Origin of the sequence: Paenibacillus sp. FSL H8-0259 (genome assembly GCF_037963255.1) — a bacterium.
GTDB lineage: Bacteria > Bacillota > Bacilli > Paenibacillales > Paenibacillaceae > Paenibacillus_AQ > Paenibacillus_AQ phytohabitans.
Map to the genome: position 1 here is coordinate 4,956,482 of NZ_CP150147.1, position 21,788 is coordinate 4,978,269.

A 21,788-nucleotide genomic window follows, 5' to 3' on the forward strand; every position below is an offset into this window, starting at 1 on the left:
GTACTGACACGATTGAATATAACCGTTATAATCAAAACAAAAAAGTACGCACTTATTCGTAATATAGTTACCAATCGGGTACGTTGAAGGAGATCGATGATTATGACATATGAGCCGAACGAGGGGAATGCTAACGCTATACCCGGCAATACAAAGTACCAGAACCCTACCGAAGCCACCCTGGAGCGGATCGGCGGCAAGTGGAAGACAGCGATTCTCTGCCTGCTGGCCGAGCAAGGAAGCATGCGCAATGGAGAGATGCTTCGCACGCTGTCACCCGTCACCCAAAAAATGCTTACCCAGCAGTTAAAGGAGCTTGAAGCAGACGGGCTTATTCTCCGGACCGTATTCTCGGAAGTGCCTCCTAAAGTGGTGTATGAGCTGACGGATAGCGGACGGTCAATTAGGATGGTTCTTGATCCGCTTTGTGAATGGGGCAAACGGTTTGTTAATACAGTAAACCGGGACACCCGCACGGGGATTGAATAAATCAAAAAAAGCCTCTGTCATCTAAAATGACAGAAGCTCCTTCATCCGGCAGACCGCACTGCTCCAGTACAAATAACTTTATGTATCTCAAGCCTTAAATAAGATAACAATTTCGGTAATCAGAATTAGCCCGGCAGCAGACACGCCCAGTGAATTAATGATTGTCAGTGCGTCCGGGTAGTTCTCTTTCCGGAACTGAGAACAGAGCGAAACGGTCCATAACACGCTGAAAAAAAGTCCGGCAGACCCGCAGCCATGCTCGTTCAGCACCTGTCTTCTGCGTTGAAAGAACCGGCCCAGCCCGGCAAAAGTGAACACCATATAAATAATAAGCTCAGCCGATGATATCGCAATGACCTCGCCTGCAGAAAAAAGATGCATTAATGCGTACTGAATGCTAAAACCCATAATTACAAGCATGTTAAAGGAAACCTTGTGCAAACTCAAGTCTTCTTCCTCCCTTTGCGTAATAATGTAAACAGCATTTAGATAACGCTTACATTATAATTGTAATCGTTTTCCTTTTCTGTGATTAATGACGCTTCCGGCCTATTGGATACTATGCATTGTGGGTCTTATCAGCCAAAAATACATACAAAAAAACCGGAGCTGCGACGGTAACAGCCCGGTTTTTCTATAAATCCGTAAATTGATCATGATTATTTTACCGCTCACTTCACATAGCTTCCAGAAAATCAATCACCGCCTGCGTTTTCTTATCGCCGTTCTTCTCAAGTAGCAACAGGAAATCACCAAGCTGTGTCAGCAGCCTGCTGCCATCGGTCTGCTCTGGACCGGCTTCGGAAAGTGTATTCTCATAAGCGATAACTGCTTCTTCCTTGATGACCTGTGTCTTCTGGTCGAACAACGGGGTATTGGGGGTTCCGTAGAACACATACCTTTTGGATACTTCAAAAGCTTTTTTCATCGCCGCATTACGGTTAGAGTTCTTGTAAGTCTGTACAAAGGCTTCATATTGCACTGCCCGTTCCACGACTTGGTACCAGTCCACCTGTAAAGTCCCGTTAATCACAGACGGCTGCTCCGACTCTGCTGCCATCAGATCAATGTAAGCCTGCAGATCTTTGCTGATGTACGGCTTGAATACTTTGAAGCTCTTGTACTGAATGAGCGGAATAAACCGGCCGCCGTCCGTTCCCAGCTTATAGTCCATGGCCGTCAAGTCCTGCAGTACCACGCGGGAATCGTACTGCTTCACCTTGGAGCGCGCCAGCACCATGGTCATGCCGTAGGTGTATATGCTTTTGATATCTTTTTGAATGGCAGGTGTATTCATGCGTTTGGTGGCTGTGGGCAGATAAGCTTTCAAAGCATTTTCCAGATACAAAACGGCCAGATTGGCCTCTGCCTGCGTCATTTGACTAATACGGTTAACTAAGGTCGCCTGGGCCAGACTGAGCGTGGAAGGATTCTTCACTCTTTGCTCAAATAAGCTGAAGGCTTCCGTAGGCTTCACCGCCGCTGCCTCTGTATATTGAGGGAAGGCACCAAAGACGGTAATACCGGCACCCGTCAATAGCATTGCTGAGCCGAGTGCGGCTGCTATGCTTTTCGTAAATATAGTTTGTCTCATGAACACACACCTTTCAGAGATCCTGAGATATAACTATCATTTTACCACACATTAACAATAGGTTCGTTATGCTCAAGCCTCTCTCTGCTTTCGCTGATCCAGTCCTTGAACCATTCATTATCTGATGAACTGAATGTTTCGTCACCGTCGAAATTCCGGTATGCCCCGATGTAAACAATCAGCTCTCTAAGCTTGAGGAATACAGGGATTTGCTCCAGCCAATACTGCTCCAAGGTGTTCTCCCGGCTGTACCCCTTCATGAAATGATCCATAAACCGAAGTGCCTGTTCCTCACGGTTGTCCCGGCCCTCTTCTCCGCCGTATACATAGACCAGATAATATAGCTGAATGGCGATATCCTCTACAAACCAGCTGTACTGCGCCTCATCGAAATCGAATAACGTGATCTTGCCTTGATCACTCACATGGAAATTCCCGAAACCCATATCCCCATGGATAAGTCCGTAAACCTCTCTGTCCTTGGGTAACTCTTGGAGAGTATCGATGATGCTGTAATACGTCTCTCTTACGCGATGGTGCGAGGGGGGCAGGATATCTATATTTTGCAGATAATAATTAAGATTCCAGTCATGCCGCCGCACAGTAGCATCCTGATTGTCATACCGCTTGGCAAGCGCATGCATCTTCCCTGTAATCCGGCCCAGCTCCTCATAGGTTGCGTTATCGTTCAGGCATTCGGGATAACCGATCCTGTTGCCATTGGCTTTGTCAAAGCAGACAGCTGTAAAACACATCTCCACCGTCTCAATAGCTTCAGTCAAGTTACCATTAGTAGAAAGAATCGGGCCCGATGCCGAAATTCCGTTGCGGGTCAAATACATAATCCAGTCCAGCTCTGCCCTAACCTGCTCTGCAGTACGATGGATTCCTGGAGTAATTCTTAGAATATACATTCCACCGCTCCGCTGGTATTCGTACACGAAGTTCTGAAACCCGCCTATGTAAGTTAACTCATCAGGGTTGATTCCATAGCGGTTTGCGGCAATACGCATAATATCTTTCTGTTCAAATATGTCCTTAATAGCATTTTCCATTTGTGTAACCCTCCGGTGACTTAGTTAGACTGCAGTAGCAACTATTAAACTAGTAATAAGCATCATCACACTGACCGGTGCCCAAATTCTTCTCTCCCACATACTCCGTGTAATGATATTCAGGATCGAAGCAAGCACTGAAAAACCAACAACAAACCAAATGGCCGCAGCTGCAAATCCAAGCCACCCAGGAAGTATAATCTCCGACTTGCTCAGCACAATCAGCGCCAGGAATGCCAAAACCGTAATCTGGACCAGGCAAGCGGCACGCATTGGCGCTGGAAGCTTCCCTGGGAACTTTCCACCCATCGCGAATTCTCCCCACGGCATACCAAGAGCCAACGCAGCCTGAAAAAGAATGATGATACAAATCAACGCGGAAAATACTATTGCTGAGCTGAATAAGAGCATGCCTCTTTCCTCGCTTCCGATGAGTAATGTCCGGTCCATATAATAGCCAAGATTATCATAGACAACTTTAATGCCACAAAACATAATAATAAATGTATGTATATAGTTATTTTTGAAGAGGGGCGAAAATTCTGAAATTATCAGAACCTTTTAATACAAAACGTTTGCACTTCCGCTTGCTGAAGGTAGAGGACATTGAGGTAGTGTATAGACAATTCTCAGACCCGGAGATGTGCAAACTTTTCAGCGAACCGCCCTGTAGCTATGAAGAAGCCTTAGAAATCATTGAACATTATGCCAACCCAGAGGGAAAAGGCCATCACCGTTACGGCATGTTCGATATTGAAACGGATGCATTCATCGGGACCTGCGGCTATCATTACTGGGATCGTGAGCTTCAACAAGTCGAGATCGGCTATGATATCTGGAAAGAGTATTGGAGACAGGGGTATATGTCCGAAGCCTTGCCTGTACTCATCAAGCTCTGCTTCGAGCATCTTAACGTGGATTGCATTTATATCCTGACCCATCCACACAATGCTGCATCAATAGCCAGTGTGCACAAGTTTGGATTTGAGGTGTGTGAACCCTGCAGAAGCGTTGATGAGGAATCCCAGGTGTGTATGAGTTTGATGCGGGGGAAGTGGAGTGATTAATGAGGAGCGGATATCTTCTAAATCTCTCCCGGCAATCCGCAAGCTATGAGCATGAGTTGCACTATTATTCCACCCGCCCCAGCACCGCCTCCACCTCAGCCAGATTCACCAGAACCCCTTCCCGCTGCCTGCCCAGCTCCGTAATACTGCTGTCAATGGCATGCACACGTTCCTGCAGCATGTCACGGGCGAAGCGGAGCACCTCTGCTGTCCCGCAGCCGGATTGCGCCTTATGTCCGAACAGACATTGAATCTCCTTCACCGCAAAGCCCCACTGCTTCAGCTGTGCGATGGCCTGGAAATCCCGGACTTCCTTCTCTCCAAAAGAATAACGCTTCCCCTTCAGCTCCGGTGCCAGCAAAGACAGCTCCATGTAGTAGCGCACGGTATCTGCCGTTGTCCCCATCTCTCTGACAAACGCTCCAATCTGCATTTTCCTCCGCCCCCTTGCCATGGGGTTAACCCCATGTGATTAACTCGTATTATATCCCACTGCAAGGAGGAACAAGAATGATCTATCTCCTAATTGTATTGTACGCACTACTCATGGGTGCCGCCGCTATCATCAACCGCCGGAACCTTCAACTATCACTGACAGCGGCTAACCTTCTTGGTTCATTAGCGCTGCTCTGTACACCGTTTCTTTCGCTTTTTCTACCGTTTGGGCTAATCGTGTTACTTTGCTGCGCACTTCGCAACGGATACGTGCTTCAGGGGCATATCCATCTGCTTCATGTGCTTGTCCGCTGTGTACTCTCGCTATGTTTATATTTCAGTTATACCCTCCTATAAAAAAGCAAGCGCCGGTACCTGCGGATACTCCCGCTTCCCGGCGCTTGCTATGTTACACTCCTCTTACTCTTCACGCTCTTTTCGCTTCCGTATTTGCTGTGACCAGAAATCCGGCTGTGCGTAGCCGATGTATGAATAATCCAATTCATCACCTTGCCGAGTGGATAACTGAATGAGCAATGCCTTCTTGAGATCAGAGGGATGCAGATCACCTGTTTTGATAGTTGCGACTTGAACGCCACCATGTTTGGGGGTACCTGTGACAACTACCTGATTGCCTTTGGTATACACAGCTGTAATCTCCGTTTGAAAAGCAATGATATACAGATCCAGATCCGTTTTGTTCTGGAACAGCGGGAATTGAATGCCTACATTTTGCTGGAAATCGTATTGGCTGGATAGACCAATGTCGTAGGTTGTAAATAACCGGTGGAGTGCGTATTGTATCCGCGTAGGCATGTAACTCCATCTTCCTCCACTATAGGTGCTATGCCAGTGCTTTTCGTACACAGGTCTCTGATAGAGAGGGTCATTCTTTATAATAAAGAAAGGAATCCTCGTGCCTTCATGTATTACTCTGGAAATGGATATTGTATCTGTAGGCTGGTGAGCCGCAGCCGCTGCTTCCTCTGGCGAGTTCATAATGGTAACGGGTTCGCGCGGCTCCAGCTGCTTCAGGCGAAATTTCAGCTGTTCCATTTGTTTAGCGGTCTCTTCGGGATTACCGACCCCAGACGTTGGTAAATTTTGAGCATTAATAGTTATGGGGGATGTAGCAAGCGCGAGTAACAGGGATAAGATTATTGCTGAGCCTTTGCTTAATAATGGCATATGGACCACCTCATCCATAGCTTGTTCATCATCCCATGGATTTATGTAGGCTGAACGTAAGATCACCTATTGAAATCCTGCACATAATACAACATTATCCTGATTTAATCGGCCCAAAATCAAAATTGTTGTACAAAAGGCAGGATTTCTCTTCTTCCAAGCAGCTTAGCAGAATTATTGTTGTATTTCATACAACAATCTTCCCTAGTACCCGGGTATCTAAGCATCAAAGTTGCAAAACGTACAACAATTTTGTTTATAGCGCTTAATTTGTCTATAGTGCTTAATAAAATGTATCCTACTGCCGATGTGTTTTCGCCCAGCCTATACTATTCATCAAACAACCCCAATAACCCATCCAGACGATCAATCACATAATCATAGCTGCTCACTTCGCCAAATCCGTAACTTGCGTACACAAAAGGAATCCCGGTAATCCCCGCCGCCCTCCTATCTCCCTCCGTATCGCCCACATAGACAGGAATGCTTAAGTGATTCCGCTCCATCACCAGCTTAATGTTCTCACCCTTGGATAGCCCCGTTCTGCCCGGATTCTCGTAGTCTATGAAATACTTCTGCAGCTGATGGTATTCATAAAAAGCTTCACTATACCCCGCCTGGCAGTTGCTCACGATGAACAGCTTATATTTTGCCGATAACGCCCTGAGTACTTCTTCCAGCCCTTCATACAGCCTTCCGCCTTGCTTCGCCAGACTAAGACACTCTACTTCACAGCATTCTCTGAGAATTCTCTGCCGGGTGTCCTCATCGATATTCGGGAACAGCTTCCGGCCAGCCTCATCTACCTGCAGACCCATGATTCCCTGTAAATCTTCCTTGGTTACTCCGTTCACAACGCCTTGGTAATTGCTGAGCACACTATTCCATCCCACCACTACTACATCCGAAGAATCCCACAACGTGCCATCCAGATCAAAAATAATGCTGTCCATTCCACTTCTCCTAACGTTCAGTTCGTAGTTGCGGCTGCGGCCGGGCCCAGATCAGATGAATCATATTCAGCGAGTAGCTCTCAACCCTGCTGATCTGCATCCCGGACTCCCGGACCAGTCCAATAATATCCCGGGTGTGATGGCATCCATAGACCCGGTACAGCAGCGGATTCAGTGCCCGTTGCAGCGTTGACACCACGAAGTTAGAACTGATCCCATGCTCCATCAGCAGGATGGTTCCGTCCGGCTTACACCAGCGGTTCATCTTCTTCAGCATCTCCAGGGGATTCTGATAGCTGCAACAGGATAACGTAGAAACAATAGTATCGAAGGATTGCCCGGGGAAGCTCATTTCTTCCATATCTGCACATACAAAATTGGCGTTCACGTGGTAATGCTGTGCTGCCTGCCGTGCTTTCTCAAGCATTGCACTACTGAAATCCGCTGCAGTAATCTTGACCTCCCGGGAATAGTAAGGGAAGTTAGCCCCCGCCCCCACTGCCAGCTCAAGCACATCCCCCTCGGCATGACCTATAAGATTCCGGCGCCAGCGTTGCTGTTTGGGATCTTCTCTTTTGCGGGCATAGTCTGTGGCCTGTTTATCAAAAATACGGATCAGCTTCTGCTTATCCATCTGCGCCGGTCACCCCATTCATTAATAGAGTCGTTTCTCGTAGCTCTCCTGTATGCCTTGCCGGACTACTTCCACAGTAAACTCGGCAGAATTCACATGATCCGCGATAATCGCCGGAGCAGACGGAAGCGAGTTTTCGGCAGGCCAGGATCCGCTGTCCCATAGCTGCGATCTTTTAAAAGCCTTGGCACAATGCATATAGCACTCCTCCACCTTCACACCAATTCCCAGGGTTGGCCGTTTATCCCGGGCCTTCATCCTATCCAGAATATGCTCATCTCTGATCACGTAAGCTTGCCCGTTAATCCGCAGGGTCTCTTCAAGCCCCGGGATGATAAAGATTAGTCCTACATTGGGATTAGCGATGATATTTAGCAAGGAATCAAATCTGCGGTTGCCCGGCCGCTCCGGAATCACCAAATGACCGTCATCCAGCACCACTACCGATCCGGGTGCATCCCCGCGTGGAGAGACATCGCAAGAGCCGTGTTCATCTGCGGTGGACAGGAATAAGAGCGGTGACATAGCGATTAAATTGCGGCAATTATGATCCAGATGATGGATCGATTTACGCTTCACCACCTCACTGGGATAGCCCAGGAGTTCTCTAAGCTCAGCTTCTGAAGTCAGAATTTCTGTAAAAGGATTATTCATCTAGCGTCCTCGATTCTGGTTTGGCTTCTATAAATATATTCTATAATCATATACCCGAAACGTTTCTCAGCGCCAGATCTTCATCCGCTCATCGAGGGTAGAAGTATGCAGTTCTAGCTGGATTCCATCCGGATCCAAGAAATTAACGGACCAGCCTACTCCACGCTGTATCGGGCCTCTTACAATGGTTACATTACTTTGCTTCAGGATGCCCACAGCTTCATTGAAATCGTTCTCTGCGATATAAAAAGCCACATGATCCATCCCGGCAAATCCTTCTGCGTGGTCCTCAGTACCCGCACGTTCAACAAGGCAGACCCAGGCACTTCCCCACTCCAGATAAGCATCCGTTCTGCCTCGGTGTCTTAAGGTCATACCGAGAATGCCATGATAGAAATCAAGGGACGTCTGCAGGTCGCGAACATTGAGTGTCATATGGCTAAATCCGGTTACTTTCATTGCGGTGCCTCCTTTATGTTTTAAAGAGTTACCTCTTCAGATGATTTTAGCACTTGTATACCATGCTCATAAACTCGTAAGTGCTTCCGTTTGTATTCTGCATGTAGGTATCTGCTGCGGTAAATCCGGCTTTTAAATACACTTTGATAGCCCTCGCATTAAAGGTTGCTACAGCCAGCGTTATCCGTTCAGGATGGAAATTCACAGTAACATAATGCAGCACTGACTTCAGGAAAGCTTGCCCTGCGCCACGCCCGGTTAGATCGGGTCTCATGCCTAAACCTATATCACAAATGTTACCCTCAACCGGCTGAACAGTAAAATACCCTATAAACTCATCGTCTTGCGATACAGCGTATGTATGATCCCCACGTCCGGCCGGGTCCAGGAATTCGATTAAATCATCCTCGTCTGCATCCATATCATAAAAAGAATATTCACCTGCATAATGCCAATGGTATGCAATATCTTCAGCTTGAAGCTGTGTTAATGGTCTAATAACTACAGCCATCGCGTAAACCGTTTGTGAAACACTTCAATCTGATGCTGTTCTGCCCATTCCTTCAGGTCCTTTATCCCCTGATCTTCCTTGTCAGAGAAACAGAAACAGTACTTGTACGGCACCAGCAAATTAGCTTTGGGCTTAACCGCGATTACGGGCTTAAAGTATCCTTTGATAAAAATCTTCTTAACCTTGCCCGCTTCTATCTCAATATTCTTGATCTGAAGGGCTTCAGGTTTAATCTCAATGACGAACACTCTGCGACATGTCAACAAGCGATAAATTAATATCCCCATGATAATTCCACCTGATATTACGATGAGTAAATAGAACAAGAAAAGATCAAATCGGTTAGTTCTATTATATATTATTAATAAGTATAGCCAGGATAATATCAGTAAAGTAAAGCTTATCGTCACCCCAATTTCAGCAGGACGTTTGCCTTGATGTGTGATCATCATTTCAATTCACTTCCCCCACTACGTTCATAATAAAAATCTATTGGATTCTTATTATAATACAGGTAAAAGATGGTATGCAGCACTCTGTCGTAACATTCTTTGACGGAATAGGCGAATCCCTTAATTTGTGTATTCATTTTTTTGACTAACCGGGTATGAAACTATAAGATAGATGGCATGAGAGTGATTACAGATCAGGAGGGACAGCCGTGGAAGAGTTTGCAGAGTATTTAGCTAAAATTGATAATCCGGTACACCGCGCTGCGACGGAAGAGGTACTGGCTTGGGTGATCCAGGAATTTCCCCAATTAACGCCGAAAATCGCCTGGAATCAGCCGATGTTCACCGATCACGGAACCTATATTATCGGCTTCAGTGTATCCAAAGCGCATATAGCGGTTGCCCCCGAGAAGGCGGGAATGGATCATTTTGCCGATGCCATTAAGCAGGCTGGCTTAGATCATACCAAGCTGCTGGTGCGTATGAAATGGACGAGCCCGGTTGATTACACCATACTCAGACAAATGATCGAGTACAACATTGCGGATAAGGCTGACTGTACAACTTTTTGGCGGGCATAGAAGCCAGGGATGAAACACCGGGATCAGCCAAGAAAAAAGGACGTGCAGGATAGCACGTCCATCGTATGACATATCATTTTTTACAGGATAACCCCAGTGACAATCTTGCGGTGATCCGATACATAAGCTCTGAATTTATTCTCTTGTGCTGTATCCTCGAACGATTGCTTAGCAATGAACCAGTATTCCTGCTGACCATGGAACAATAAGTAATAGCCTTTATTCTCCCACACCCGGGTGAAGGAGCCCCATTTCATGATGGACTGATCTACTTCCGGGCTGAAGTTGATCCCTTCTGCATCGAACAAATATTCGAATTCCTTGTTGTACCTTGTATCTGCCGACAGGATCTTTGGCAGCAGCAAGGTACGCATAACCATCGACATAGCGATCGTAAGCACAAGTGTTATCGATATCCCGAGGAGTATGATCGATTCGTTCTTAACATATAGAATCATACAAACGGCTACAAACACCGCTTGAACCCCAATGGAGAGAATAGATTTCCACGAATGGAAATATAGTGCCCGCGCAACCTTTTGAATATGTTTTCCGTAATGAAAGCTGATTTTCTCCATCTTGTCACCCTTTATCTGTTCACTTAATAACCTCTAGTAGTATAGCATTCATTACACGAAACCCATAGCGGATAAAATAGCTTGGTGCCTTCTGCAATCTACTTGGAGCTAGGCTCCACCGCCGGCACCGGTCCCAGCTTCACGAACAGCGTAGCAGCCAGCGCGATCAGAAATCCAGTCATGCAGGCGAGCAGGAAGCCGACGAATCCGTCCCCCAGATAAGCGGGTAAAGTCGCCAAGCCCGGAAAAGCGAAAGAAATCGCCGACGAGCCGGATAGGCCGACCATTCCGCCCCCGATCGCTCCCGCGCAGCAGACAATGACCATCGGCTTGCGCAAGGGCAGGTTCACACCGAACATCGCGGGCTCGGTCACTCCGAACAAGGCCGAAATGGACGCGGACAAGCATAAGGTTTTGAACTTCTTGTCCTTGGCTTTGATGAACACGGCGAGCGCCGCTCCTGCCTGCGCGAAGGCGGCTGGTCCCATCAGCGCGAGGATGGTATCCGAGCCATGTACGCTGATATTGTTGATTGCCAGCGGTACCAGACTCCAGTGCAATCCGAAGATAACCATCGGTTGAATAATCGCGCCAAGCACCATTCCCGCCCCTACCGAACTGAGGTTGTATACAGAGCGGTATCCTTCAGCAAGCATGTCTCCGGCAAGTGAGCCAATTGGACCGAACACCAGCAGTGTCACGGCGGACACCGTCACAATCGAGATCAACGGTGTGAAAAACTCCCGGATGACCTCAGGCAATATTTTAACGCAAAATCGTTCTACATACACTAAGAGGCCTACCGCAAGGATGATCGGAATGGCGCTCGAAGGATAGTTAACGGGAGTAATACTCATCCCGAGAAAATGTATGATTTCCTGGTTGTCAAACAGCGTGGTCAGGCTCGGGTACAACAGCACCCCGGCAATCACAACGGCAGTAAAGGGGTTAGCCCCGAATTTGCGGGCGGCTGTAAAGGCAAGCAGCAGCGGAAGGTAGTAGAACAGACTGTCCGCCATCGCATTGAGCACCGTATACGTGCCTTCTGTCTTGCTGATGATCTCCAGTGCAGCGGCGCCGGCGAGTAAACCCTTCATAATGCCTGCCGCACTCAGAATATTAACGATTGGAAGAAAGATTCCGGAAATGCCGTCAATGATGATATTGACTATACTTCCCCTGACTTGCTTCACAGGTATTTCCTCATGTTTCTCTTCCATATGTTCCTCCTGAACCTATACTAACATCTTGACATAAATGACCCGTAAGAAGGGGCACTTTGTTCAAAGCTGTCCTCTTACGGGTCACCGTTAAACCGGAATTATTGCCGGCTTTTTAGAATACTTTTGTCGTCCACGATTCGCAGTTCCAGATATCCGTTACGATATCGCGGTAAAATTCAGGTTCATGGGAAATCAGCAGGATGCTGCCTTTATAAGCTTTGAGCGCACGCTGCAGCTCTTCCTTGGCATCTACATCGAGATGATTGGTCGGCTCGTCCAGTACAAGCAGGTTGCTATCACGGTTGATCAGCTTGCACAAACGTACTTTGGCTTTCTCGCCGCCGCTTAAGACCGCAATCTTGCTCTCGATATGCTTGGTCGTCAGGCCGCATTTGGCCAGTGCCGCCCGGATTTCAAATTGGGAGTAGGACGGGAACTCGTTCCAGATCTCTTCAATACAGGTGTTGTAATTCGATTCCTTCATTTCCTGTTCGAAATAACCGATCTCCAGCAGATCCCCGAGTCTCACCGAGCCTGAAATGGCTTGAATCTGGCCGAGAATGCTGCGCAGCAGCGTCGTTTTACCGATCCCGTTCGCACCTACAAGGGCAATCTTCTGTCCCCGCTCCATGCTCAGATCAAGAGGTCTGGACAATGGGGAATCGTAGCCGATCACCAGATCCTTCGCTTCAAAAATCACCTTGCCGGAGGTCCGGCCCTGCTTGAAGTTAAATTGCGGCTTCGGCTTCTCCTTGGCAATCTCGATGACATCCATCTTATCCAGCTTCTTCTGCCGGGACATTGCCATATTCCGGGTAGCTACGCTGGCCTTATTGCGCGCAACGAAGTCCTTCAGATCGGCGATTTCCTGCTGCTGGCGTTTGAAGGCCGATTCCAGCTGCGATTTCTTCGCTTCATACACCTGCTGGAAATACTCATAATCGCCCACATAACGTGACAGCGACTGATTCTCCATATGATAGATCAGGTTAATTACGCTGTTCAGGAACGGAATGTCATGCGATATCAGAATGAAGGCATTCTCGTAATCCAGCAAATAACGCTTCAGCCAGTTGATATGCTGTTCATCCAGATAGTTCGTAGGCTCATCGAGCAGCAGGATGTCCGGCTTCTCCAGCAGCAGCTTAGCCAGCAGAACCTTGGTCCGTTGACCGCCGCTGAGATCGTTAACGTCTTTATCCAGACCGATGTCGGTAAGACCCAACCCGCGGGCCGTTTCATCGATTTTGGCATCGATCATATAGAAATCCTGGCTGGTCAGCATGTCCTGAATCGTTCCGACATCCTCCAGCAGCTGCTCCAGCTCCTCCGGAGTAACCTCGCCCATCTTGCCGTACATATCGTTCATCTCTTGTTCCATATCGAACAGATATTGGAAGGCTCCGCGCAGAACATCACGGATGGATTGTCCCTGCTGAAGTACAGCATGCTGATCCAGATAACCGGCGCGCATGCGTTTCGCCCATTCCACCTTGCCTTCGTCCGGCTGCAGCTTGCCGGTAATGATATTCATGAAGGTCGATTTACCTTCACCATTGGCACCAATCAGACCGATATGCTCGCCCTTCAGCAGGCGGAAGGATACATCGGTGAATATGGCCCGGTCTCCGAACCCGTGACTCAGCTTTTCTACATTTAATATGCTCATGAAATTAACACCTTTTCCTTTATTCTATATTCTCGTCATATTATAAAGGCTAAAGCGCCACAACTCCAGACGGTTTGCAAAAAAAGGCGAAAAAACACTAACATGAGGTTAGTGTCTGCTTACGCTTTGACTTCACTTGGAACATAAGTATAGTTCTTGGCTCAATCCAGGCATTTGGCGAAAAGCTCTGTTAACTGGATACCTCTGTGCCAATCTGTCCCTCCGCCTTCAATCGTCCAGCATGCCTCAAGCACGCCTCGTACCACGCCCCACATCGCGATTCGGCGGGGGTCCAGGCCAAGGCGTTCGGCCATAATGGCAATCCGGCCCCGTAGTACCTGCTCGCAATCACCACCCCGATCCATATAGTTAAGCAGATACTGGACAGTATCAAAATGAATGTCACCGATGATGCCCTTAGGATCAATAACAACCCATTGCTCTTCTCCTTGGCGGAGGATGTTGTCATGATGCAGATCACCGTGCAGCAGAAAATTCTCTTCCGTGGTGTTAATGAGATACACCAGACATTCTTCGGCATTCTCCACCCAGCTCTCAGGCAGCGGCGCTGCAGTTTCTCCATCGCCGAACCGCTCACGGTATCGCTCTATGGCCGCGAAGTGCTGCTTCATAGACGGGTACCGGCTGCCGGCTGGTGCAGGAAGCTGAAGGCGCTGAAATACCTCACAAAAGATATTCGTCGCCTTCGCATCATCCTCAATGGCCGACAACGGTGTGCCGGGGTCGGCTCCTTCCAGCAGGGCCACACCCCAGTCCTCATCTGCATCCAGTACATGAATCGCCCCCCTGCCCTCATAGGCTCGAAGCACACTAACTTCCTTAGAAAGCTCCTCCTTCATGAAGGATAATTTTAGGACTGCCGGCTTCCCGTTACTGAGCTTTGCCCGGAGTACAAAGTTATAGGATAAATTGGAAAAGGGAGCTTCCGGACTAAAGCCGAAGCGGTCTGCACAGTCGGTAATCAGATCAGGCAGCGCCTCCGCCCATGCTACGCCCTGCTTACCATAGAGTTCGTGCATTCTTTTGGTAAAAGGTTCAGGTATTACAATCATGCCGCAACGGCTCCTTTCAGTCATGTAGCCAGTCTGCTCTCCATTCCGCTTGGGTCAACTCATAATCGATAAAACTCTGCCATTCTCCAAGCTGATCTGTCCACGCATCCGTTCGCACCGCAATTTTCCGGAAGCCGAGTTTCTCATATACATGCTGTGCTCTGGTGTTCTTAAGATTGGTATCGAGGATGATTGTGTGATATAACACCGCTGATCTCCAGGATCAATCGGCCTTGCCGTTCCGGGTCCGCCCCGCTCTGCAGTTTGCTTCGCACCTCTTGTTCAGTAGTGCCTATTCCATGGGGAAAACCGGCATGCGCCATAATCTCCCCGTCGTTCCACCAGCTGCATAACAGCTTTGCATCGCCTATAGTTGCATCCCGGATGACCAGGTTCCCTTTGTGCAGAGACATTTCTTCCCCCTCTGTTCCTTCGGTCTGAATAATCGCAAGCTCATTATATCATGCAACCATTTCCAGATTAAGGGAGGGTTTCGTTATACATAAACTATACGGAATTGAAGTTAATTAAGCTCTAATCAAGCTCTATGGTCATGCTACAGGCACAGAAGCAGCAGCACGTAAGCAAGCGTGACTCCCCCGGCGGTATAATCGATTCGCGATAATCTTAGCTCTCTATAAGAAGTACGGCCCTTCCCGTTCCCATAGGCTCTTGCATCGATCGTCATTGCCAGCTGCTCTGCCCGTTGAACCGTTGTTATTAGCAGGGGAACCACCAATGACAAATATGCAAACACCCGCTTATGGCCTTTGAACGCTATAATGTCATACCCTCTGGCTCTTTGCGCCAGCATAATGCGGTCCAGCTCTTGAATAATTGTCGGGATAAAGCGGACTGCAATCACGAGCATCAATGCAGTAGCCTCAACCGGAACGCCCCGGCGGGATAGCGGCTTGCACAGTTGCTCCAGGCCTTTTGCCAGATCCAGCGGCTTGGTCGTCAAGGTCAGCAGCGAAGCAAGCGACACGAGCAAGAGAATACGCCAGACAACAAAGAGGCCCTTCTCTATTCCTTCTTCTGTCACTTGAACGGCCGAACCCGGCCAGAGCGGTACCCCGCTGGTATTGAAGAGATGGTAGGCAAAAGTAAAGGACAAGAGGAGCGCAACCGGCTTTAATCCTCTAAGAAACATCCGTACCGGAACCCGGGACAACAGCATCTGGCTTCCCGCAAAGACAGTTGCTATAGCAAATCCGCCATAATTATTGAGTAAAAGAGAGCAAATTGTAAAGGTTAGCATGCTTAACAGCTTGGTACGGGGGTCTAGCCGGTGGAGTACTGAATCTGAAGGGATATACTGGCCCAGCAGGATGTTATCCTTCATGATGAAGACCTCTTGACTTCCAGACGTTCCTCACCAGCTGCATAATATCTTCTTCCCTGCAACTCTCCGGTTTAAGAGTCCGTCCGGAAATCCCCTCAATGAATCTTAAGAGCTGTATAGGCTCCGGCAGAGGCAACCCGGCATGCTCCAACAAAGCTGCACGCTTCAGAAATAACTCATCCGCCTCCAAATGGGCTAATAAACGTCCCTTCTGGAAGACCATCACCTCGTCCGAATAGTCGGCAACCTCCTCAAGCTGATGAGAGATGAGCAGTACTGTCCGGTTCTTCTCCCTCTGCCATGCCTTGAGCTGTCTCAGCAGCGCTGTCCTGTGCACGGAATCAAGTCCGGCGGTGGGCTCATCCAGAATAAGGAGCTCCGGCTCCGTAATCAGCACGGAAGCGACAGCGACAAGCCGCTTAAGCCCCCCGCTAAGCTGGAACGGCTTCTCCTGGAGAAGATCCGCCGGGAGTCCCAGCTGCTCCATAACCGTCTTGACTGCTGCTTCCACTTTCCCTGGTGATTCCCCCTTCACAGTAAGAGCAAAGGCCAGCTCCCTATAAACCGTCGTTGCGAAAAGCTGCTGCTCCGGATATTGAAATACATAACCGATCTGTGGGACGGCCTTCGTATTCCCTTTACTGTCCCTGGGCAGAGGTTGGCGGTCATGCGTATATTCGCCTCTGTAGAAAGGAACCAGCCCCTTTATTACTTTGGCAAAGGTGGATTTCCCTGCTCCGGTATGGCCAGTCACCGAAATCCATTTCCCCTCCTGAAGCGTGCAGCTTACGGGTTGAAGGATCTCTTCCCCGTTCAACTTTACACTTACGTCATTTAACTCGTAGCCCATAAGGCAGACACCGTCTCCTTCCAGTCCGCACGCAGTGGGACATTCAACCCGAGCGCTTGATGCAGTCTTACCGCAAAAGGGGGAGAGAGCTGATGCTCTGTAATGGATACGCTGCTAAACAAGGCGGAGGGTGATCCGTCAAAAGCAATTTCTCCTCTGCTCAGAAGCAGAACACGGTCAGAGGAAAGAATCTCATCCATATGATGCGTGATCTGAATGATGGTCTTACCCTGCCGGTGAAGGAAGTTCATCAGCTCGAGGATGTCTCTTCTTCCCTGCGGATCGAGCATGGAGGTCGCTTCATCAAAGATGATTATCGAAGGTTCCATCGCCACAACGGCCGCAACCGCTACCCGCTGTTTCTGTCCGCCTGACAGTTGATGCGGCATGGCATCCGCATAATCTTCCATATGAACCGCTTGCAGAGCCTGATTCACCCGTCCGGCCATATCAGCTCTCGGTACGCGCAGATTCTCCAGTCCGAATATCACTTCATCCAGAACGGAGGTTGTGATGAACTGATCGTCGGGATTTTGAAATACCAGTCCGGCCTGCTCCCGAATCTTCCCAAGGTCATCAGGAGTCCGTGTATTCAAACGGTCCAGCATTACTTGTCCTTCTCTTGGCTGCAGTAGCCCGTTCATTAACTTGGCGAGCGTGGACTTTCCGCTTCCGTTCCCTCCAATGATGGAGAGAAATTCACCTTGGCGGATTCCAAAGCTTAGCTGGCGAAGAACCGGATTCCCGCTCCGGTAATAATAATCGACCTGATCAAATACAAGCATCTGCCCCGCGCTCCCTCCGCTGTTTCCTTAATTCAAAAAAATCTTCCGGCGCAGAAGTAACTGTAGCAAGCGACCGTGGCTTCTCCCAAGGTGTAATCTGCTGTCCGTTGATGCCGAACACCTGCCCCGTCAGGCCTGGGTCTTTGTGAGCCAGAAGCGCACGCACGAACCGGGCCACATCGTCTGCTTCACCTAAGTTCCATGCCTCAGGAAGTGGCTCATTACGCCGGGCATATTTTTCTGTCAAATGTTGAATCACCGGCCGGGTCATATCGGTTAAGGCAGCAGGAGCAATGCCGTTAACCCTGATCCGCTTGGCCTTCAGTTCATCGGCAAGCGTCCACAGCATCCCGAGAAGTCCGGCCTTGGCCGCACTGTAATTGACCTGTCCCGGCGAACCGGTGAGTCCCGCAGTTGAGGTCATCAGCAGAATATCGCCTCCGTGCCGGCTCAGATGAGCTAATGCCTGCCGGATGCAGTAGAATGCCCCATTCAAATGAACGCCGAGGACAGCCTGCCACTCCAGATCCGTCATGAACTCACATCTGCGGTCATGAAGAATGCCGGCGTTATGAATTAAAATATCCAGGGAACCCATCTTCCCGGCCACTTCGTCCATCATTGCCGTAACGGCAGCGGGATCGGCAACATTGGCACAGAATCCCTCCGCGAAGCCGCCTGTCCCCCGGATGTCCTCGACTACTTGCTTAACACTCTTGCCATTTAAACCATTAACGGCGATCTGATATCCGCAGCGCCCCAGTTCTATAGCTGTACTGCGCCCAATCCCCCGGGTTGCCCCGGTTATTAATGCCGTCTTCATATATCCATGATCCCCTTTACAACGCCAAAAGAGCCTTTAGCGATGATTTCCCCGTGATCTGTCACTACCGTTACCTGGATCTGATCATGCTTCAAATCGTTATACCGGAAGCATACGGCTGAGCCTTGAACACACGGCTTCTCAAACCGCATAGTAATGGACTGAATCCAATGGGAGAGGTGTTCTTTCATATATAAAGACTGCGCCAGCCCCATGATGTACATTCCATGGGCAATGGGAGCTTCGTAACCCGCTTCTCTTGCGGCTGCGGCATTCAGATGAATCGCTGCCTCATCCTTGGTGACAGCAGCATATTGCCGGATATCCGCCTCAGAAATCCTGATTCTCATATCATTCACCTCTCCCGATCAAGACGGTTTCTGCTACAGCGATGGGGCTGCCCCGGTGACAGCAGAATAGAGAATGGGTATAGAAAGTCAGCACGCCGCTCCGGCCGTTTTTGTGCTCTACAGCAAGTAAGGTTAGTTCGCACTCCAAATTCATACCCGCCATCAGCGGAGCATGATAAGTAAACTGCTGCGTTCCGTGAATCATTGCCGCTTTCAGGGGAAGCCAGGGGACATCTGCTGTCTTCCAGAATGTGACCGGCATAGTCGAAGGAGCAACGGCTGCTCCTCCTATTCTCTGTAGGGGCGAAGCTATGCTGTGTGCATACTGCACGATATTTCCCGTCGTGAGCTGAACCTGAAAGCGGATCTTGTTCATATAACCGCCTCCATCAGAACGGCCAGCCCCATCCCGCCGCCAATGCCAAGTGTAGCTATCCCCCGTTTGTAGGGGGTCTGCAGCATCTCCGAATATAGACGCGTCATAAGGATCGCACCGGATGCGCCGTAAGGATGACCCAGAGCTAACGCGCCTCCACCGGGATTAACCTTATCCGCTGGAAGCTGAAGCTCCTGCAGTGATGCTAATACCTGAGCGGCAAAAGCTTCATTAAATTCACCGATATCCACATCTCCGATGGTCAGACCCTGGCGGCATAACAGTTTCCGGACCGCCGGAACCGGTCCGATCCCCGGATAACGGGGGTCCACTCCGGCAGCCTGAGAGTCAACAAAACGGAGGATGGGCGTCAGGTTAAGCTGTTCACACTTGTCACGCGACATGATGAGCACCAGAGCGGCACCGTCATTAATAGGACAGGCATTCCCGGCAGTCACAGTGCCATTCTCCGCAAATACAGGCGGCAGGCTGCGCAGCTTCCCCAGGCTTGTATCCGGTCTCGGACATTCATCCTCTGCAATCCGTAATCCGTTGACTTGCAGCGGTACAAGCTCCGGTACATATCTGCCTGTACTTTGAGCCCGGACTGCTTTCAGGTGGCTCTCCAGCGCATACAGATCCTGCGCTTCACGGGTAATCCCGTATTTGGCCGCCACATTCTCTGCAGCAAGCCCCATGTCAGGATCTCCATAAGCAATGGGTGTGAACGGTGCGCGTGTATATAGGGTTGGCGTCCCCGCCAGCGTACCGGGCCTGAACATTCGCCAAGGCGCCCGGCTTACACTTTCGGCTCCGCCTGCCAGGAATATCTCTCCTGCACCGCTTTGAATGAGGCGGGCCGCCATGATGATGGCTTCAAGCCCTGAACCGCATTGACGGTCGACTGTGACTCCCGGAACCGTAACCGGCAATCCGGCTTCAAGCACAGACTTACGGGCAATATTCCCGCCAGGTCCCACTACATTGCCGATGATAACATCATCAATCCATTCCGGCGGCAGCTGTGCTTCAGTAACGAGGAGGCGAATCAGCGGGGCAAGCAGCTGCTCCGGTTCAAGCGTGCTTAGCTGTCCACCGATTTTGCCGACAGGTGTACGCCTGGCCATAACCAGCACGGCCTCTTTGATTTCACTCATCTCAACCCTTCTCTCACATTGTCCATCATCCGCTGGCGTGCGATTTTTCCGCTGCTGGTATAGATGAACTGTTCCACAGTAACGAGCTGCCTGGGCAACTTATGGCCTGCAAGATATGGATGGCAACAATCCCTAATCTGCTCCAGACTGAGCTGCTGTTCTCCGTTCCACTCAATCAATGCCGTTACCTGCTCTCCCCACCGCTCATCCGGCTTGCCGAATACCATAACCTCGCGGACCGCCGGAATACGTCGCAGCACAGTCTCCACTTCTTCGGGAAACACTTTGAGTCCCCCGCTCTTGATCATATTGCTGGCACGGCCAGCCAAGTGCAGATGCCCGTTCTGATCAAGGAGCATGTAGTCGCCCGTACGCAGCCAGCCCCCGCGAAACACGCCTGCCGTCTCTTCCGGCAGCAGGTGATACCCGGTGAACATCATTTCACTCCGGATATACAGCTCACCAACCGCACCCGGAGGCAGCTCACGAAACTGCGCATCGCGGATGGAAATCTGCACCCCGTCGAACGGTTTGCCTAAGGAATCTGCCCCCTCCTCCCCGGTTATTTCAAGATAGCTGATGTAACTGGCCTCCGAGGAGCCGTAATACTCATAGAGCTTCGTCTCCTTGAACAGCTCACGACATCTTTGTTTCAACGTCACTGGCCACTTGCCCCCAGAGCTGATTATTGCCTGTATCGATACCGGGGCCGTAGTTGCAGCGGCCTGCCGGACCAATGCGTCAATCATCGCAGGCACAACGAACAGGACCATATCAGGTTCATGGGAGCAGAGATTCAATACGCTCACAGCATCGAATACGGGCAGCAGATGAAAAGTCGCCAGACTATACAGGGCTTGCATCATGGCAAACAGCGACAGGGAATGCACGAACGGCCCGGGTGCAAGTACGTGCTTCATACTATTCAGCCTGAATGCTTTCTCCGTCGCCTCAAAGCTTGTTAACCAGGACCCGTGAGTCCGCATGTACCCTTTGGGGAGACCGGTTGTGCCTGATGTATACCCGATGAACAGCAGCCCGGGGTTCTCCTCTGCAACAGCATCAGGCCCGAAGGCAGACAGCCAGGAGCTATAGCTGCCGGTGCTCTGCTCCCCGCCAAAGTATAGCTGCGGAATTTCTTTATAACGTTCTGTGAAATCAGCCGCAAAACGCGCTTCACCAACAATCAGTCCGGGCTCACACTGCCGGATAACCTTATCCATCTCCTCCGGATGCCATTTGGGGTCCAGCAGCACGGGGACGCATCCCGCATAGATGGCGCCGAGAACAAACTCGGCGAACTCCATACGGTTACCGGATACAACAGCAATATTCCGCTTTATGTGTCCGCCATGTCGCAAACCGTTTGCAACCTGTTGTACCAGCCTCATCAGCCGGGCGTAGGAGCGTTCTTCCCGGCCGTCCGAGATCGCAATGCGGGAAGGGGCAGCCTGGCCACGTTCTAAAATGCGCTGTACAAGGTTCAT

The 21,788-nt window shown here is 49.8% G+C and carries 28 protein-coding genes; 3 read left to right on the plus strand and 25 right to left on the minus strand.

All coding sequences use genetic code 11. From position 1 onward, the window contains the following. Positions 1-102: 102 nt before the first annotated feature. Positions 103-489 (plus strand): helix-turn-helix domain-containing protein, encoded by a 387-nt coding sequence (locus NSU01_RS21335; protein ID WP_042138270.1) that lies wholly within the window; start codon positions 103-105, stop codon positions 487-489. 87 nt (positions 490-576) lie between these two features. Here the strand turns inward: NSU01_RS21335 and NSU01_RS21340 are convergent, their stop codons facing one another. The 4 genes from NSU01_RS21340 to NSU01_RS21355 form a co-directional block, all read right to left on the minus strand. Beyond that, positions 577-936, minus strand: a complete 360-nt coding sequence (locus tag NSU01_RS21340; protein ID WP_042138272.1) for a hypothetical protein — start codon at positions 934-936, stop codon at positions 577-579. A 229-nt stretch (positions 937-1,165) separates the two neighbouring features. After that, positions 1,166-2,083 carry a hypothetical protein gene (locus NSU01_RS21345; RefSeq protein ID WP_042138275.1) on the minus strand — a complete coding sequence of 306 codons (918 nt, stop codon included), beginning with the start codon at positions 2,081-2,083 and terminating at the stop codon, positions 1,166-1,168. A 41-nt stretch (positions 2,084-2,124) separates the two neighbouring features. Then, a complete protein-coding gene (locus tag NSU01_RS21350; protein WP_042138276.1) occupies positions 2,125-3,138 on the minus strand; it encodes a phosphotransferase in 1,014 nt (337 codons plus the stop codon). 24 nt (positions 3,139-3,162) lie between these two features. Continuing rightward, positions 3,163-3,549, minus strand: coding sequence for a hypothetical protein (locus NSU01_RS21355; RefSeq protein ID WP_042138278.1), 387 nt, complete (start codon positions 3,547-3,549; stop codon positions 3,163-3,165). A gap of 164 nt (positions 3,550-3,713) precedes the next feature. On the opposite strand from NSU01_RS21355, the gene NSU01_RS21360 reads away from it, so the two are divergent. Further along, positions 3,714-4,205, plus strand: coding sequence for a GNAT family N-acetyltransferase (locus NSU01_RS21360; protein ID WP_076243220.1), 492 nt, complete (start codon positions 3,714-3,716; stop codon positions 4,203-4,205). Positions 4,206-4,269: 64 nt separating this feature from the next. On the opposite strand, the gene NSU01_RS21365 is transcribed toward NSU01_RS21360, so the two are convergent. From NSU01_RS21365 to NSU01_RS21400, 8 genes are all read right to left on the minus strand, one after another. Next, the gene (locus NSU01_RS21365) at positions 4,270-4,638 is read right to left on the minus strand and encodes a MerR family transcriptional regulator (RefSeq protein ID WP_052421926.1); all 369 of its coding nucleotides are present in this window, start codon (positions 4,636-4,638) and stop codon (positions 4,270-4,272) included. 422 nt (positions 4,639-5,060) lie between these two features. Then, on the minus strand, positions 5,061-5,846 hold the full coding sequence (locus tag NSU01_RS21370; RefSeq protein ID WP_256703792.1) for a hypothetical protein: 786 nt from the start codon (positions 5,844-5,846) through the stop codon (positions 5,061-5,063). A 311-nt stretch (positions 5,847-6,157) separates the two neighbouring features. Next, positions 6,158-6,781 carry an HAD family hydrolase gene (locus NSU01_RS21375; protein ID WP_076243221.1) on the minus strand — a complete coding sequence of 208 codons (624 nt, stop codon included), beginning with the start codon at positions 6,779-6,781 and terminating at the stop codon, positions 6,158-6,160. Between the two features lie 10 nt (positions 6,782-6,791). Next, positions 6,792-7,415, minus strand: a complete 624-nt coding sequence (locus NSU01_RS21380) for a class I SAM-dependent methyltransferase (protein ID WP_076243222.1) — start codon at positions 7,413-7,415, stop codon at positions 6,792-6,794. A gap of 21 nt (positions 7,416-7,436) precedes the next feature. After that, on the minus strand, positions 7,437-8,069 hold the full coding sequence (locus tag NSU01_RS21385) for a pyridoxamine 5'-phosphate oxidase family protein (RefSeq protein WP_042138286.1): 633 nt from the start codon (positions 8,067-8,069) through the stop codon (positions 7,437-7,439). Between the two features lie 66 nt (positions 8,070-8,135). Further along, entirely contained in the window at positions 8,136-8,528 is a 393-nt protein-coding gene (locus NSU01_RS21390; RefSeq protein ID WP_042138287.1) for a VOC family protein, read from the minus strand. Positions 8,529-8,574: 46 nt separating this feature from the next. After that, positions 8,575-9,039: a GNAT family N-acetyltransferase gene (locus NSU01_RS21395; protein ID WP_042138290.1), complete on the minus strand. Its 465-nt coding sequence runs from the start codon at positions 9,037-9,039 to the stop codon at positions 8,575-8,577. After that, the gene (locus NSU01_RS21400) at positions 9,030-9,326 is read right to left on the minus strand and encodes a hypothetical protein (RefSeq protein WP_144026025.1); all 297 of its coding nucleotides are present in this window, start codon (positions 9,324-9,326) and stop codon (positions 9,030-9,032) included. Before NSU01_RS21400 ends, NSU01_RS21395 begins: the two co-directional genes overlap by 10 nt. 374 nt (positions 9,327-9,700) lie before the next feature. Between NSU01_RS21400 and NSU01_RS21405 the strand changes: the two genes are divergently transcribed. After that, a complete protein-coding gene (locus tag NSU01_RS21405; RefSeq protein WP_076243224.1) occupies positions 9,701-10,072 on the plus strand; it encodes an iron chaperone in 372 nt (123 codons plus the stop codon). A gap of 80 nt (positions 10,073-10,152) precedes the next feature. Here NSU01_RS21405 and NSU01_RS21410 read toward each other — a convergent pair whose 3' ends face one another. The 13 genes from NSU01_RS21410 to NSU01_RS21470 form a co-directional block, all read right to left on the minus strand. Then, a complete protein-coding gene (locus NSU01_RS21410; protein ID WP_076243225.1) occupies positions 10,153-10,650 on the minus strand; it encodes a YcxB family protein in 498 nt (165 codons plus the stop codon). Between the two features lie 98 nt (positions 10,651-10,748). Further along, entirely contained in the window at positions 10,749-11,870 is a 1,122-nt protein-coding gene (locus NSU01_RS21415; RefSeq protein ID WP_042138295.1) for a PTS transporter subunit EIIC, read from the minus strand. A gap of 115 nt (positions 11,871-11,985) precedes the next feature. Further along, a complete protein-coding gene (locus NSU01_RS21420) occupies positions 11,986-13,542 on the minus strand; it encodes an ABC-F family ATP-binding cassette domain-containing protein (protein ID WP_042138297.1) in 1,557 nt (518 codons plus the stop codon). 161 nt (positions 13,543-13,703) lie between these two features. Continuing rightward, the gene (locus NSU01_RS21425; RefSeq protein ID WP_076243226.1) at positions 13,704-14,615 is read right to left on the minus strand and encodes an aminoglycoside phosphotransferase family protein; all 912 of its coding nucleotides are present in this window, start codon (positions 14,613-14,615) and stop codon (positions 13,704-13,706) included. Between the two features lie 170 nt (positions 14,616-14,785). Further along, entirely contained in the window at positions 14,786-15,028 is a 243-nt protein-coding gene (locus NSU01_RS21430) for a hypothetical protein (protein WP_218639439.1), read from the minus strand. 143 nt (positions 15,029-15,171) lie between these two features. Further along, entirely contained in the window at positions 15,172-15,960 is a 789-nt protein-coding gene (locus NSU01_RS21435) for an energy-coupling factor transporter transmembrane protein EcfT (RefSeq protein WP_076243227.1), read from the minus strand. After that, positions 15,950-16,810 (minus strand): ATP-binding cassette domain-containing protein, encoded by an 861-nt coding sequence (locus tag NSU01_RS21440; protein WP_076243228.1) that lies wholly within the window; start codon positions 16,808-16,810, stop codon positions 15,950-15,952. Before NSU01_RS21440 ends, NSU01_RS21435 begins: the two co-directional genes overlap by 11 nt. Beyond that, on the minus strand, positions 16,795-17,595 hold the full coding sequence (locus NSU01_RS21445; RefSeq protein ID WP_076243229.1) for an energy-coupling factor transporter ATPase: 801 nt from the start codon (positions 17,593-17,595) through the stop codon (positions 16,795-16,797). The genes NSU01_RS21440 and NSU01_RS21445 overlap by 16 nt, the downstream gene beginning before the upstream one ends. After that, positions 17,582-18,418, minus strand: a complete 837-nt coding sequence (locus NSU01_RS21450; RefSeq protein WP_076243230.1) for an SDR family NAD(P)-dependent oxidoreductase — start codon at positions 18,416-18,418, stop codon at positions 17,582-17,584. The genes NSU01_RS21445 and NSU01_RS21450 overlap by 14 nt, the downstream gene beginning before the upstream one ends. After that, positions 18,415-18,768, minus strand: coding sequence for a MaoC/PaaZ C-terminal domain-containing protein (locus NSU01_RS21455; RefSeq protein WP_076243231.1), 354 nt, complete (start codon positions 18,766-18,768; stop codon positions 18,415-18,417). The genes NSU01_RS21450 and NSU01_RS21455 overlap by 4 nt, the downstream gene beginning before the upstream one ends. A gap of 1 nt (position 18,769) precedes the next feature. After that, a complete protein-coding gene (locus tag NSU01_RS21460) occupies positions 18,770-19,144 on the minus strand; it encodes a MaoC family dehydratase N-terminal domain-containing protein (RefSeq protein WP_042138311.1) in 375 nt (124 codons plus the stop codon). Next, on the minus strand, positions 19,141-20,292 hold the full coding sequence (locus NSU01_RS21465) for a thiolase family protein (RefSeq protein ID WP_218639441.1): 1,152 nt from the start codon (positions 20,290-20,292) through the stop codon (positions 19,141-19,143). The genes NSU01_RS21460 and NSU01_RS21465 overlap by 4 nt, the downstream gene beginning before the upstream one ends. Positions 20,293-20,297: 5 nt before the next feature. Beyond that, the gene (locus NSU01_RS21470) at positions 20,298-21,788 is read right to left on the minus strand and encodes an AMP-binding protein (protein WP_076243233.1); all 1,491 of its coding nucleotides are present in this window, start codon (positions 21,786-21,788) and stop codon (positions 20,298-20,300) included.